Below are 14,649 nucleotides of genomic sequence, written 5' to 3'. Positions count from 1 at the left end.
TTCATTTCGCGCAATGCTAACTGAGCGCCCTCGCCCTGTGCAATAGTGGGCTGCTTTATCATTCCTCTTTTAAACAGAATGCATCCACTATGCAGTGAGCGAAAACGCCAGCCAGGCTTAAAAGTGGGACTTAACGGATGCCTCTATTTCATCGAGCAGCTCAAAGCGACGGCGGTATTCGGCACGTTTTTTACTGGCAATCTCTTCCAGGGATTTACGCTCCATCTGTAGCGGCAGTTGCCAGCAGAAGGTTGAGAGCTTTTTACCGTCCAGAGATGCCCAAAATTCATCGTAGCTGGCATGGAAATGGCGGCCTTTGCTCAGGCGATATCGCAACGCGCGGAAAACGTGTCCCTCATCGCTGACGGCAAAAATAGCGCGGACAGATGACTGCGCAGCCAGCTGGAAAAGGACTTCCATCAACACCCGTTTGGGGAACAAGCCGTGGCAGGCGCGGGTGGCCTGTTTAATGACGTCTCGCGATACGCTGCGCCGGGGTCCCTGAAGCCCGCCGATGACCATGACTTGCTGACCGTTGCTGCGTGCGACGCTAAAGGTAAGGCTGGCCAGCAGCGTATCCTCGTTGTCGCGTAGCCACAAGGTGCTTTCGCCTTCGCGCTCGGCTTTCCCCGCAGAGGAAGCATTGACCATATAGGTTACACCGTCTTTGGCATGGAACTGCGCAACGGTTTGCTCCTGCGGGCTGGTCAGGGCCTGAGCGAGACCGCTCTCTTTCAGGCTATCAATCCAGTAATAATGGTTGACGATAGCGTCGGCGCGATCGTTAGCCGTCAGGCCGCGCATCAGATACTGCCGGTGGGTCTTGCTGGGCAACGTAATTTGCGAGGCAAGCAGTCTGTCGAAATCGTCGCGACCAGAAAGGGCTTCCAGCATGCGATGGGTAGAAGACCAGAACAGAAGCGAGCGTAAAAGGAACTTCAGGCGATATTCGCGTTTCCGCCAGATTGGCCCCGGCACGCGTTTGCCGTTCACCAGCTCGGAAATAATATTTGTGCGATGCGGATAAAAAACATCGTTATGCAGGTGCGTATTAGACACGTGAAGACCCCTCTTTTTTTTCTACCCTTATTCTAAAGAGCCAATAAAAAGGGATTAATAGCGCGAGGATCTTTATTTCTGTTTGGTTTACCGTTTGTTTCACTTCATGAGGACCGCGCCTGTCTGTTGACTATTCTGCGGCGGCTATACTGTTAAAAGGAGGTCCTATGTATCAGCGAATTGAAGGTGGGATGTGGCGTCACGTCTGGGTTGTCAGCGATATACACGGTTGTTACCAGTGGCTTATGGATGAGCTTAAACGCCGTCACTTTAACCCGTATGAGGATTTGCTTATTTCTGTCGGGGATATGATCGATCGTGGCCCTGATAGCGTTAAATGCCTGCAGTTAATTCATGAAAAATGGTTTCGTGCGGTGCGGGGTAACCATGAGCAAATGGCGCTCGACAGTCTGGATAATAACGATTTTTCTCTCTGGACAATAAATGGCGGAACGTGGTTTGCGCATCTTGAACACGACCAGCAGCAGCTTGCGCTGTCGTTGCTCGACGCCTGTCGCAATTTACCGCATATCATCGAGATTACCTGTGCGAACGGTCTGAATGTGATTGCCCATGCTGATTATCCGGCTGCGGAATACCGCTGGCAAAAACCGGTTAGTGCCCAGCGCGTCTTATGGAACCGTGACAGGTTGATGGGATTTATGGTGGGCAAAGGGCAGGGCATCAGCGGCGCGGATCATTTCTGGTTTGGACATACGCCCCTCGACAGAAGGTATGATTTTGATAATCTCCACTACATTGATACGGGGGCTGTTTTCGACGGTTACTTTACGCTGGCGCAGCTGCAGTAATAAATAACCCGCCTTCGGGCGGGTTCTCTTTAGGTCAGGCAAGACGCATGACCCAGGCATCGGTTTTACTATCGTAATGCTCACGGTAAAGGACAGAGTGTTCGCCATCAAGTATTGCCGGGACGCTGGTGTCTGCATCCCATGCATCGAGCTGCATGCACAAATCCGGGTCGGATTTGCAGGGAATACTTAACGTTCGATCGCCTTGTGCTTCGCCGCGCAGCTCTGCGTCGTCGATTTCAAAAGCGCCAATACGCACGCTGGTTTTCGTCATAGTGCTCTCCGGGTCGGTTGTCAAAATCTGGTATGACCAGTGCGATCACCCATTTTTGATCGTAGACAAGGAGAGCAAAATCGCCAGTAAAAAAATGCGCTTTTTTTCAGTCCGTGCGATCGCTACCGGTAAACAGTCGGCCGTCCCGAACCAGCTCGCGCGGATAGCTGTTTTTCAGCCTTGAGCCGACCTTTTTTGCCAGTCCCAGCGGGTATCCCTGATACGTCACTATCACCTCATCGCCTGATGGCGTGCTGTCCGGATAGACATCGCGACCACGGTACCACTCTTCGGCTTCCTGATGCGTCAGGGCAAAGGTATTCTCGCGTCCGGCAAGGGCGATAACGGCCTCATGCTGCCAGCGATACCCTTTATTATGCACTTCCGCCAGGCGGATCCCGATTCGGGAAAAACGGACCTTTCCGATGAGCGGCGCGATCTGAGCCGGGAACAGCCATATCTCTTTATCACGCATCCAGAGGTGCAGGCTCTCATCCCAGACCAGTCCAACCTTTTTGGCCGCGGCTTCAAGCTGCGCTGCATCGCGACCTTTAAGGGGGGAAAACGGGAAGTTGCCGACCTTGAATTTAGGTGCGGGCAGGGGAGCAACCGCCTGCGTTTTACGCAGACGCGCCACAAAGAACCCTTCGCAGTCGTAAATCTGCGGGAACACGTGGAGGAAACCCTCGGGGGTTACCGCCTCTTGCGCCGAGGCAAACAGATCGTGAAGCGGCAGGAACTCGACTGCCTCCGGGTAGGTCGCTTTCAGCCACAGACAGACGTCTTCGTTTTCATCGCGGTTTAAGGTGCACGTTGAATAGACCAGCGTGCCGCCGGGGCGCAAAGCGTGAAATGCGCTCTCGATCAGCTCTCGCTGCGTGGCGGCGATCTCAAGGTTGCTCTCCACGGACCAGTTCTTTAACGCATCGGGATCTTTTCGCACCACCCCTTCGCCGGAGCAGGGGGCGTCCAGCAGAATGGCATCGAAGGCTTCCGGTAGGGCGGCGCCAAACACGCGTCCGTCGAAGTGCGTCAGGGCAACATTATGAATACCGCAGCGGCTGATGTTGGCATGCAACACCTTCACGCGGCTGGCGGAAAACTCGTTGGCAAGGATCGCCCCGTGGTTACCCATCCGGGCGGCAATTTGCGTGGTTTTCGAGCCGGGCGCCGCGGCAACATCCATCACGCGTTCAGGCACATTGCCATCTGCAAACAGGGCAGCAACCGGCAGCATTGAACTCGCTTCCTGAATATAGAACAGACCGCTCAGATGTTCAGCGGTACTGCCCAGCGGCAGTGAGGCTTCGTCATCGCGTTCGATCCAGAACCCCTCTGCACACCACGGTATCGGCGTAAGCTGCCAGCCGTACGGGGAGACCAGCGCCAGAAAATCATCGACGCTGATTTTCAGCGTGTTGACGCGAATACTTCGGCGTAACGGACGCTGGCAGGCGGCGATAAATTCGTCTAACGACAGGTGAGAAGGAAGCGCCTCGCGCATTTGCGCCAGGAATTGTTCAGGAAGAAATACGGAGTTTTGAGCCACGGGCACACCACAGGGAAAAGTTCAGGCGCGCAGTGTAACATAAAGGCTCCGGTGCGTTGACACCGGAGCCTGTCAGATTAATGCGGCAGGGCGGTTCCCCATTCGCGCCACTCTTTCGGTTCGCTTTCGAGCAGCAGGAAGTGTTTACCCGGCTGCGCTTTTGGCGCCAGCGGCGTTCCCGGCGGCGTGGCAAACGCAATACCGCCGCGGATGAACTGGTTGAAGGTGCCGGTTTTCACCACGCCTCCCGTCAGGCCAAAGTCCAGCGAATAGCCGGATGCCAGCCAGAATACCGAGTTATTACGTACCAGGTGCTGGTAGCGTTCGCTGATGCGTAACGCCACCATCACGCGGTCGGAGAGCGTACCGAGCGTCAGGCCCGTGACCGTACCCACTTCAATGCCACGGAACAGTACCGGCGTGCCGATGCTCAGCGAGCCCGCTTCCGGCACTTCCACCACGATGCTCAGGCCGCCAAGGTAGCGCGAGTCGGTGATCGTGGCTTCCTGCAGCTCAAAATCACGGCGGGCATTGCCCTGGCCTGGCTCAACGTTGATGTACGGCTGCAAAATGGTGTCGAGATGCTCAACGCCCGCGGCCGAGATCTGCGGCGTAACCACCGAGAAGCGCGACCCCGTGCGGGTGAAGGTCTGCACATATTCCGGGTAAAGCACGGCGGTGGCCTGCACCTCGTTGCGCGAGGTAATTAGCGTCAGCTTCTGGATCTGCCCGATATCGATGCCCAGATAGCGGATTGGCATGCCTTCCGCCAGCTTACCGGCATCAAACGCGTGCAGGGTAATCTGTCCACCCACGGCACGTGCGGCGGTTTCGGACGGGAAGAGAATACGCTTATCACCTTTGCGCAGATTCGCGCCCGCGCCGCTGAGGTTATCGAAGCTAATCGCCCCGCGCAGCGCGCGTGAGAGCGGGGAGGCCTGCACGGTCAGCCCGTTACCGTTAAGCTGGACTTTCGCGCCGCCTTCGGCCCAGAAGACGCTGTTTGGCGTCAGCAGCTTGCGATACTCCGGCTTGATATGCAGTTCGATATCGAACGCGTCCGTACGGGGGCGAACGGTGATCACTTCCCCGACTTCAAACTTGCGATAAAGCACCACGGATCCCGCCTGTACGTCCGGCAGCGTCTCGGCACTTAATGTCAGCGTGGTGGTAGGAAGATCGCTCAGGCTGTTTTCAATCGCTTTCTCCAGGTTGGCATACAGCGGATAGCTGTCGCGCACGGGGCCTTTATCGCCAGGCAAAATACGGATGCCGCCGTTAACCCATTCGCTGGCGCTGGCACCGAGGAACTCCACGCCGTCCAGACCCACCTTCACGTCGACGCGACTGTTCACCACGAATTTGCTGTCACCATGCACCAGGTCGCTATATTGTGGATCGATGGCGACCGAGAACGTCACGCCATCCGCGGAGAGCTTACGCTCCAGCACCTGACCGACCTGTACGCCGTGTAAAATTAACGGCTGACCGGCTTCGATACCGTAACTTTCTGGCGCATTCAGCGTGACCGTCACCACACCCGGCTTTTGCAGCAGGGATTTATCCGCCGGGGCAATCACGAAGCTATTGCTGGGTTCACCTTCACCGGGGATGAGCTCAAATGTATTTCCGGTCAACAGCGTGCTGAGGCTGGCATCGTTCAGAGAGAGCTTTGGACTGCGCATTTCGATGCGCGTTTTCTCGCGCAGGAGATCGACCACGCTCGGATCGACAGTCATTTCGCCGGTGACCGAGCCGCCCGGGTTGAGCGTCATTTTAGTGAGCTGACCAACCTGCAACCCCTGATACATCAGCGGCGTTGAACCGGCTTTTAGCCCCTTAGCATCGGGCAGGGCGAGTTTGACTATCACGCCGCGCTGACTGTGCGCCAGGTCAGCGTACAATCCAAATGCGTCATCAGCGGTGGCAGGACTTGAGTTTTCCGGGGAATCAAAGGCAATGGCACCATTCACCAGCGCGGCCAGACTCTCCAGCTTCACTTTCGCACCGCTCAGGCTGAGGTCCGCATCCACGCCGGACACGTTCCAGAAGCGGCTGCCTTTTTTCACCAGATTGGTGAAGCGACGCTCGATCAGCACGTCGATGGTGACGCCCTGTTTATTCGGGTTGATCGCGTAATCGTACACGCGGCCAACCGGGATTTTGCGGAAATAGACCAGTGAGCCACTGTTCAGAGAACCGAGATCCGGCGCCTGCAGATGGATCATTAAATCACCGTTATTGAGGCGGTACTTGGGTTGTGTATCCAGGGCAACAAAGTGATCCTGCGGCTCTCCTTTACCCGGCATCATGCCGATATAGTTACCGCCCACGAGCGCATCCAGCCCGGACACGCCGGCCAGAGAGGCTTTTGGCGTCACTAGCCAGAACTGCGTTTCGCTGCGCAGGGCATCCTGCATGTCAGATTTAATACTGACCCGCACCTGAATCTTGTTCAGCCCTTTTCCAAGGGAGATGTCCTGAACCGTACCCACTTCAACCCCCTGGAAGCGAACAGGCGTTCGCCCGGCGACAATGCCGTCGGCGGTCTGGAAATCTATGGTGACGGTACTCCCGCGATCTTCATAGCTCGTCCATATCAGCCAGCCTGCAATCATCAGAGCGATGACGGGCAGCAACCAGAATGGCGAAATGCGGCGTTTTGTTTTAATTCTCGCTTCAGTCGGCGAAGCGGGGGTTTCCTGACTCATGTGCATCCCAAAGTAAGCGGCTATCCAGCCATTCCACAGCAAGAATAGTCAATATCACCGCAGAGCCGAAATAAAAAGCCGCGGGTCCCATTGTAAAAGCAAGTAACTGGTCGCGATTAATTAGCGACATCATCAGCGAAATCACGAACAGATCTAACATTGACCAGCGGCCAATCCAGGTGACGAATCGCAGCAGCAGAATGCGGGTCCGTAAGCCTTGTTCACATTTAAAGTGAATGCTGATGAGCAGGGTAAACATCACCACCACTTTGGTAAAGGGAACCAGGATACTGGCGATAAAGACGATCGCTGCCACTCCGACGTTGCTGTGCGCAAGGGAGATAATCCCGGAGAGGATAGTATCCTCCTGACGCCCGCCATTCACGTAAATGATGGAAATCGGCAACATATTGGCTGGGATCAGAAACACCAGGGAGGCTAGCAGCGCGGCCCAGCATTTTTGCAGGCTGTTGTTGCGCCGCAGTCTCAACGGAATGTGACACCGCGGGCAGCGTCCACGCGCGTCGGGCAAGCCGGTATAGTGGCATCCCAGACAGACGCGCAGATTTTCATCGGGACGCGTGGCGGGGCGCTGAGGGTAAAATCGCTCCCAGAGCTGCTCAACGTTCAGGTGGATCAGCGTCAGGATGCTCAGCAATACCAGGCAGATGAAAGCAAAGAGCCCGATGCCGGGCTGCAAAAAGGCGTAGTCCTGTACCTTTATTGACGCCACGCCCACGCCCACCAGATAAATATCCAGCATCACCCACTCTTTGAGTTTATCCAGCATCAGCAGCACCGGGCGAAGGTTCATGCCGAGAATATTGCCAAACCAAAGATAGGCAATGCCGGCGACCAGCACCAGCGGTGCGCCAACGGTGCAGAACAGCACCATGGCAGCGGTGATGGGATCGCCCTGACGAGTCATCTGCCAGATACCCTGCAGCACGTTGGCGTCAATGCGTACGCCAAGCAGGTAGAGCTTGAGCAGCGGCTCGCTCCAGGCGAAGGGCATCAGCAGCAGCATGGTGACGGCCATGGCGGCGAGGCGGGTTAGCGACCAGTCGCGACCATCACGAATTTTGGCGTCGCAGCGCGGACAAAAGGCACTTTGGTGCGATTTCATCTTCGGCAACATAAAAAGCGTATCGCACTGGGGGCAACGCTGATAATGTGCACGTGGCAAAGCTTCGCTTACCGTATGGACTGTTATCTTTCTTGTCGGCGTAATTTTGGTTGTTTTTAAGGCCATCAGCTGCGCACAAATAAGTATTGTTGAAAGTCATAATAACTCATGAACTGATTCATCTTGAGCATGAGCGCATTTAATGCTTATTTTAATAGGCTATGCGGTAAATTTGTAAGACTACTAAGTGATTGAATAATGAACAAAACAGAATTTTACGCGGATCTTAACCGCGATTTTAAGGCATTGATGGCGGGTGAGACCAGCTTCTTAGCCACTCTGGCAAATACTAGCGCATTGCTGTTTGAACGTCTTACTGACGTCAACTGGGCCGGCTTTTACCTCCTGGAAGGTGAAACGCTGGTGCTTGGCCCGTTCCAGGGCAAACTGGCCTGCGTGCGTATTCCGGTAGGGCGTGGCGTATGCGGCACGGCGGTGGCCGAGAACCAAGTCCAGCGTGTGGAAGACGTTCATGCGTTTGACGGACACATTGCCTGTGATGCCGCCAGTAATTCTGAAATCGTTCTGCCGCTGGTGGTCAAAAATCAGATTATTGGCGTTCTGGATATCGACAGTACGGTCTTCAGTCGCTTTACAACCGAGGACGAACAGGGGCTGCGCGAGCTGGTGGCGAATCTGGAAAACGTCCTCGCTGCAACCAATTATCAAAAATTCTTTGCGAGCGTCGCAGGATAATCAACGGATAACGTAGCATTTACTGATAGCGTCATTATAATGACGCCTGTTCATGCCTGCGCTTGTTGGCAACGTCCGTTGTAATCAGGAAATTTCATGGAAAATCAACCTAAGTTGAATAGCAGTAAAGAAGTTATCGCATTTCTGGCCGAGCGTTTCCCGCAGTGCTTCAGCGCGGAAGGTGAAGCTCGTCCCCTGAAAGTCGGTATTTTTCAGGATCTGGTGGCACGTGTTGAAGGGGAAATGAACCTCAGCAAAACTCAGTTGCGTTCCGCCTTACGTCTTTATACTTCGAGCTGGCGCTACCTGTACGGTATCAAAGCTGGCGCGACCCGCGTGGATCTCGACGGCAACCCGTGTGGTGAGCTGGACGAGCAGCACGTTGAGCACGCGCGCAAGCAGCTTGAAGAAGCCAAAGCACGCGTTCAGGCACAACGTGCAGAACAGCAGGCGAAAAAACGCGAAGCCGCAGCGGCAAACGGGCAGGAAGAAGCGCCTCGTCGTGAGCGTAAACCACGCCCTGCGCCGCGCCGTCACGATAATAACGATCGCAAACCGCGTGCAGACAAACCAGCAGCAAAAGCCCCGCGTGCCCCTCGTGAAGAGCCGCGCCATACACCGGTTTCTGACATTAACGCCCTGAGCGTAGGTCAGGCGCTGAAGGTAAAAGCGGGTAACAATGCTATGGACGCCACCGTACTGGAAATCACCAAAGATGGCGTTCGTGTACAGCTGACTTCTGGTATGTCAATGATTGTACGCGCAGAACACTTGTTGTTCTGAAACGGAGGCCAAGCCTGGCATGAACACTTTTTTTAAGCTCACCGCGCTGGCGGGCCTGTTTGCCATAACAGGTCACGCTTTTGCAGTGGACGATATTACGCGTGTTGATCAAATTCCGGTACTCAAGGAAGAGACGCAGCACGCGACGGTGAGCGAGCGCGTGACCTCACGTTTTACCCGCTCGCACTATCGTCAGTTCGATCTCGATCAGGCCTTTTCGGCCAAAATCTTTGACCGCTATCTGAACTTGCTGGATTACAGCCATAACGTTTTGCTCGCCAGCGATGTCGAGCAGTTCGCTAAGCGTAAATCCGAGGTGGGGGACGAGTTGCGTTCAGGCAAGCTGGATCTGTTCTACGATCTCTACAACCTGTCGCAAAAGCGCCGCTTTGAACGCTATCAGTACGCGCTGAAAGTGCTGGAACGTCCGATGGACTTCACCGGTACTGACACCTTTAATCTGGATCGCAGTAAAGCACCCTGGCCGAAAGATGAAGCCGAGTTGAATGCGCTGTGGGACGGTAAAGTTAAATACGACGAACTGAGCCTTAAGCTGACCGGCAAAGACGAAAAAGAGATCCGTGACACGCTGACGCGTCGTTACAAATTTGCCATTCGTCGTCTGGCGCAGACCAACAGTGAGGATGTCTTCTCGCTCGCCATGACGGCCTTCGCTCACGAAATCGACCCGCACACCAACTATCTCTCACCACGCAACACCGAACAGTTCAATACCGAGATGAGCCTGTCTCTGGAAGGTATCGGCGCGGTGCTGCAGATGGACGATGATTACACGGTGATCAATTCGATGGTCGCGGGTGGTCCGGCATCCAAAAGCAAAGCGATTAGCGTAGGCGATCGAATTGTGGGTGTAGGACAAACCGGCCAGAACATGGTCGATGTGATCGGCTGGCGTCTCGATGACGTGGTTGCGCTGATCAAAGGTCCGAAAGGCAGCAAGGTTCGTCTGGAAGTTCTGCCAGCCGGAAAAGGCACCAAAACCCGCATCGTTACCCTGACCCGCGAGCGTATCCGTCTGGAAGACCGCGCGGTGAAAATGTCGGTGAAAACCGTGGGTAAAGAGAAGGTCGGTGTCCTGGATATTCCTGGCTTCTATGTAGGGCTGACTGACGATGTGAAAGTTCAGCTGCAGAAGCTTGAAAAGCAGAACGTTAGCAGCATTATCATCGACCTGCGCAGTAACGGCGGCGGTGCGCTGACGGAAGCGGTTTCACTCTCTGGTCTGTTCATTCCATCTGGCCCGGTGGTTCAGGTGCGCGATAACAACGGTAAAGTGCGTGAAGATGCCGACAACGACGGTGTGGTCTACTACAAAGGCCCGCTGGTGGTCCTGGTTGACCGCTTCAGTGCTTCCGCGTCTGAGATCTTTGCCGCTGCCATGCAGGACTATGGTCGCGCGCTGATCGTCGGTGAGCCAACCTTCGGGAAAGGCACCGTTCAGCAGTATCGCTCTCTGAATCGTATTTACGATCAAATGCTGCGCCCGGAATGGCCTGCACTGGGCTCGGTTCAGTACACCATTCAGAAATTCTACCGCGTGAACGGCGGCAGTACGCAGCGTAAGGGCGTAACGCCGGACATCATGATGCCAACAGGCACGGAAGAGACGGAAACCGGTGAGAAGTTTGAAGATAACGCCTTGCCGTGGGACAGCATCAATGCCGCGACCTACGTGAAAGCGGGTGATATGACGCAATTTGGCCCCGAACTGCTGAAAGCGCATAACGATCGCATCGCGAAAGATCCGGAATTCCAGTACATCATGAAGGACATTGCACGGTTCAATGCCCTGAAAGATAAGCGGAATATCGTTTCTCTGAACTACGCACAGCGTGAGAAAGAGAACAACGAAGACGATGCAACCCGCCTGGCGCGTATCAACGATCGCTTCAAGCGTGAAGGTAAGCCTCTGCTCAAGAAACTGGACGATCTGCCAAAAGATTACCAGGAGCCGGATCCGTATCTGGACGAGACGGTGCATATCGCTCTCGACCTGGCGAATCAGGAAAAAGAGAAACCTGCCGTACAGCCCGCTCCGGCAAAATAACCTCCCAACAGGCACAAGAAATTGTGCCTGTTTCTTTTTGTTCTTCATCCTTCCGTCAGCCAGATTTCCAATTGTGTAAAGTTGTGTCTTTCTGGTGACTTACGCCCGCCGGATGCTTGAAAATAGCCGCAATACCCATACGATGTGGGTAATCGCATAGTGCGTTTTGTTAAACTGAGGTAAAAAGAAAATTATGATGCGAATCGCGCTCTTCCTGCTCACCAACCTGGCGGTCATGGTGGTTTTCGGGCTCGTGCTAAGCCTGACAGGAATTCAGTCGAGCAGCGTTCAGGGTCTGTTGATTATGGCGCTGCTGTTTGGTTTTGGTGGCTCGTTCATCTCCCTGCTGATGTCGAAGTGGATGGCACTGAAATCGGTGGGCGGTGAGGTTATTGAACAGCCACGTAACGATATGGAACAGTGGCTGATGAATACGGTGGCTCAGCAATCCCGTCAGGCCGGGATCGCCATGCCGCAGGTGGCGATTTACCATGCCCCGGACATCAACGCTTTCGCCACGGGCGCTCGTCGCGATGCGTCACTGGTTGCCGTCAGCACCGGTTTACTGCAGAACATGAGCCGTGACGAAGCCGAAGCGGTTATCGCCCACGAAATCAGCCATATCGCAAACGGTGACATGGTGACCATGACCCTGATTCAGGGCGTGGTGAACACCTTCGTGATCTTCATCTCCCGTATTCTGGCGCAGATTGCGGCAGGCTTTATGGGCGGCAACCGCGACGAAGGCGAAGAGAGCAACGGCAACCCGCTGATCTACTTTGCCGTTTCGATGGTTCTGGAACTGGTATTCGGTATTCTGGCCAGCATCATCACCATGTGGTTCTCCCGCCACCGTGAATTCCACGCGGATGCCGGCTCGGCGAAACTGGTTGGTCGTGAGAAGATGATTGCCGCGCTGCAGCGTCTGAAAACCAGCTACGAGCCGCAGGAAGCGAACAGCATGATGGCTTTCTGCATTAACGGTAAATCCAAATCGCTGAGCGAGCTGTTTATGTCTCACCCGCCGCTGGATAAACGTATTGAAGCGCTGCGCAGTGGGGAATACCTGAAGTAACGTAAAGCACCACAGTAAGCCGGGCAGGAGAACACTCCGCCCGGCTTTTTTTACGCCTGAACTCTGGGCTGGGTCACCCGCAGGCCGCTGACGACCGCCGCGAGGGAGGCGAGCGCACCCGCAGTGAGAAGCGCAACATGGTTGCCGTTTTGTCCGGCAAGATTAAACATCAGGGCGACCAGCGCCGCACCGCTGCTTTGTCCCAGCAGGCGCGCGGTCCCCAGCATGCCGCTGGCGCCTCCGCTGCGATGACGCGGCGCGGAGGTGATAATGGTGTGGTTGTTAGGAGACTGGAACAGACCAAACCCCGCACCGCACAGGATCATGCGCCAGATGATGTCCAGATCGGTTGGCGATGACGGTAGCAGAGCCAGCGCGAAAAGACCTGTCGCCATCACCGCCAGCCCCAACGCTCCCAATAAACCAGCATGGACGCGTTCAATTAAGTAACCTGCCAGCGGCGCCATCACCATTGTCGCCAGCGGCCAGGGGGTTAACAGCAGGCCGGTCTCCACTTCTGAGCATCCTACCACGCCCTGCAGAAAGAAGGGGAGAGAAACCAGAGCCAGCATCTGGGCGCAGAACGAGCAGACAGACGTGCAAATGGAGAGGGAAAAGAGGGGAATACGCAGCAGATCAACGGGCAGTAAAGGCACAGGGAGGGTGAGCTGGCGGCGAACAAAGAAGAAGCCGATTGCCAGCAGGGCGATGAGCTCCGCGGCGGTAAGCATCAGAGACTGTCCCTGCGCAAAGCCGCTCAGCGCCGTAATCAGCAGGCCAAAGGTCAGGGCATTCATCACCGCACTTGCCACATCGAAGCGCGGCATGGTGCTTTTGGGACCGTTAGCGGGAAGAAAGCGCAGGGCAAAGAATATAGCGACGATACCCAGCGGCACGTTAATGGCGAACAGCCATTGCCATGACGCAACGGATAGGATCGCCGCCGCAATGGTTGGCCCGGCGGCGGAAGAGACGGCGACAATAAACGAGTTTATCCCCATGCCGCGCCCCAGATGACGCTGCGGATAAATTAAGCGGATCAACGCGGTGTTTACGCTCATGAGCGCCGCGCCGCCAAAACCCTGCGCAATGCGGGCAAGCGTCAGGGTATGCAGTGAATCTGACAGGGCGCATAACAAGGACGTGATGGTGAAAACCACCAGACCGCATTGATACACCCGACGGTAACCGAACATATCGCCCAGGAAAGAGAACGAGAGCAGGGAAACCACAATCGCAATCTGATAGGCGTTAACAATCCATATCGAACTAGCGGGAGAGGCATGCAGGTCGCTGGCGATGGTTGGCAGGGCAACGTTCGCTATTGCGCCGTCCAGGACGGCCATCGAGATACCGATAATGATGGTTACTATAGCGCCATACCGCTGGGGTAAAGGCAGGCCATCGGAAAGGGTCTTTTCCATTAGGATTAAAAAAGCTCAGCGTGAAATTATTCTCAGGGTAACTATTTTAGCATTGTTACAGCCGTGATATGTCGCAGATTTGTAACGAAGCAAACGAGGATTGATTGCAGGTGACATGACGGGAACTTATAATAAAAACCGGTTCTGATTTTTATAAAACACTCTCTATGAGGTGGTAAATGGCTATTGCGGATTTGGATAAACAGCCAGATTCTGTTTCTTCCGTGCTGAAGGTGTTTGGCATCTTACAGGCGCTGGGAGAAGAGCGTGAAATAGGTATTACAGAGTTGTCGCAGCGCGTGATGATGTCGAAAAGCACCGTATATCGCTTTTTGCAAACCATGAAGTCGCTGGGCTACGTTGCCCAGGAAGGCGAATCTGAAAAATACTCTCTGACGCTGAAGCTGTTTGAGCTGGGTGCCCGTGCGCTACAAAATGTTGACCTGATCCGCAGCGCCGATATTCAGATGCGTGAAATCTCTCGCCTGACCAAAGAGACCATCCATCTCGGCGCGCTGGATGAAGACAGCATTGTTTACATCCATAAAATCGACTCCATGTACAATCTGCGCATGTATTCGCGCATTGGTCGTCGCAACCCGCTCTACAGTACCGCGATTGGTAAGGTTCTGCTGGCGTGGCGCGATCGTGAGGAAGTGAAGCAGATCCTCGAAGGCGTGGAATACAAGCAAAGTACCTCACGAACCATTACCAGCACGGACGCGCTGTTAACGGTGCTCGACCACGTACGCGAGCAGGGGTATGGCGAAGATAACGAGGAGCAGGAAGAGGGGCTGCGCTGCATCGGCGTTCCGGTGTTTGACCGTTTTGGCGTGGTGATCGCGGGCTTAAGTATCTCCTTCCCAACCTTACGCTTCTCCGAAGAGCGTCTGCATGAGTATGTGGCTATTCTGCACACTGCCGCACGTAAGATTTCTGAACAGATGGGTTATCACGACTACCCGTTCTAATCTCTGCTCGCATAAAAAAACGCCGCATCTGTTGCGGCGTT

At 54.9% G+C, this 14,649-nt stretch carries 12 protein-coding genes; 6 read left to right on the top strand and 6 right to left on the bottom strand.

Going from position 1 to position 14,649, the window contains the following annotated elements; genetic code table 11:
• Nucleotides 1-117 precede the first annotated feature (117 nt).
• On the bottom strand, nucleotides 118-1,059 hold the full coding sequence (locus FU672_RS02055; protein ID WP_148241950.1) for a VirK/YbjX family protein: 942 nt from the start codon (nucleotides 1,057-1,059) through the stop codon (nucleotides 118-120).
• Between the two features lie 167 nt (nucleotides 1,060-1,226).
• Here FU672_RS02055 and pphA point away from each other — a divergent pair, with 167 nt between their 5' ends.
• Entirely contained in the window at nucleotides 1,227-1,871 is a 645-nt protein-coding gene (gene pphA, locus FU672_RS02050; RefSeq protein ID WP_148241949.1) for a protein-serine/threonine phosphatase, read from the top strand.
• A 34-nt stretch (nucleotides 1,872-1,905) separates the two neighbouring features.
• Here the strand turns inward: pphA and FU672_RS02045 are convergent, their stop codons facing one another.
• The 4 genes from FU672_RS02045 to yebS form a co-directional block, all read right to left on the bottom strand.
• Complete coding sequence (locus tag FU672_RS02045; protein ID WP_008500472.1) at nucleotides 1,906-2,145, bottom strand: YebV family protein; 240 nt, start codon at nucleotides 2,143-2,145, stop codon at nucleotides 1,906-1,908.
• A gap of 106 nt (nucleotides 2,146-2,251) precedes the next feature.
• Nucleotides 2,252-3,694: a 16S rRNA (cytosine(1407)-C(5))-methyltransferase RsmF gene (rsmF, locus tag FU672_RS02040; RefSeq protein ID WP_148241948.1), complete on the bottom strand. Its 1,443-nt coding sequence runs from the start codon at nucleotides 3,692-3,694 to the stop codon at nucleotides 2,252-2,254.
• 77 nt (nucleotides 3,695-3,771) lie between these two features.
• On the bottom strand, nucleotides 3,772-6,405 hold the full coding sequence (locus FU672_RS02035) for a PqiB family protein (RefSeq protein WP_148241947.1): 2,634 nt from the start codon (nucleotides 6,403-6,405) through the stop codon (nucleotides 3,772-3,774).
• A complete protein-coding gene (gene yebS / locus FU672_RS02030; RefSeq protein ID WP_148241946.1) occupies nucleotides 6,374-7,657 on the bottom strand; it encodes a membrane integrity lipid transport subunit YebS in 1,284 nt (427 codons plus the stop codon). The genes FU672_RS02035 and yebS overlap by 32 nt, the downstream gene beginning before the upstream one ends.
• Before the next feature lie 132 nt (nucleotides 7,658-7,789).
• On the opposite strand from yebS, the gene msrC reads away from it, so the two are divergent.
• The 4 genes from msrC (at nucleotide 7,790) to htpX (ending at nucleotide 12,213) form a co-directional block, all read left to right on the top strand.
• Entirely contained in the window at nucleotides 7,790-8,287 is a 498-nt protein-coding gene (gene msrC / locus FU672_RS02025) for a free L-methionine (R)-S-oxide reductase MsrC (RefSeq protein ID WP_148241945.1), read from the top strand.
• 96 nt (nucleotides 8,288-8,383) lie between these two features.
• Entirely contained in the window at nucleotides 8,384-9,070 is a 687-nt protein-coding gene (gene proQ / locus FU672_RS02020; protein ID WP_023336085.1) for an RNA chaperone ProQ, read from the top strand.
• A gap of 19 nt (nucleotides 9,071-9,089) precedes the next feature.
• A complete protein-coding gene (gene prc, locus FU672_RS02015; RefSeq protein ID WP_063143722.1) occupies nucleotides 9,090-11,138 on the top strand; it encodes a carboxy terminal-processing peptidase in 2,049 nt (682 codons plus the stop codon).
• Nucleotides 11,139-11,331: 193 nt separating this feature from the next.
• On the top strand, nucleotides 11,332-12,213 hold the full coding sequence (gene htpX / locus FU672_RS02010) for a protease HtpX (RefSeq protein WP_014884290.1): 882 nt from the start codon (nucleotides 11,332-11,334) through the stop codon (nucleotides 12,211-12,213).
• Between the two features lie 50 nt (nucleotides 12,214-12,263).
• Here the strand turns inward: htpX and FU672_RS02005 are convergent, their stop codons facing one another.
• On the bottom strand, nucleotides 12,264-13,637 hold the full coding sequence (locus tag FU672_RS02005) for an MFS transporter (protein WP_148241944.1): 1,374 nt from the start codon (nucleotides 13,635-13,637) through the stop codon (nucleotides 12,264-12,266).
• Nucleotides 13,638-13,816: 179 nt separating this feature from the next.
• Here FU672_RS02005 and kdgR point away from each other — a divergent pair, with 179 nt between their 5' ends.
• Nucleotides 13,817-14,608, top strand: coding sequence for a DNA-binding transcriptional regulator KdgR (kdgR, locus tag FU672_RS02000; RefSeq protein WP_148241943.1), 792 nt, complete (start codon nucleotides 13,817-13,819; stop codon nucleotides 14,606-14,608).
• Nucleotides 14,609-14,649: the final 41 nt, after the last annotated feature.

The organism is Enterobacter asburiae, assembly GCF_008080435.1.
Taxonomy (GTDB): Bacteria; Pseudomonadota; Gammaproteobacteria; order Enterobacterales; family Enterobacteriaceae; genus Enterobacter; species Enterobacter asburiae_C.
The sequence above is the reverse complement of the archived record's forward strand: the minus strand, read 5'-3'. Positions and strand labels throughout refer to the sequence as shown.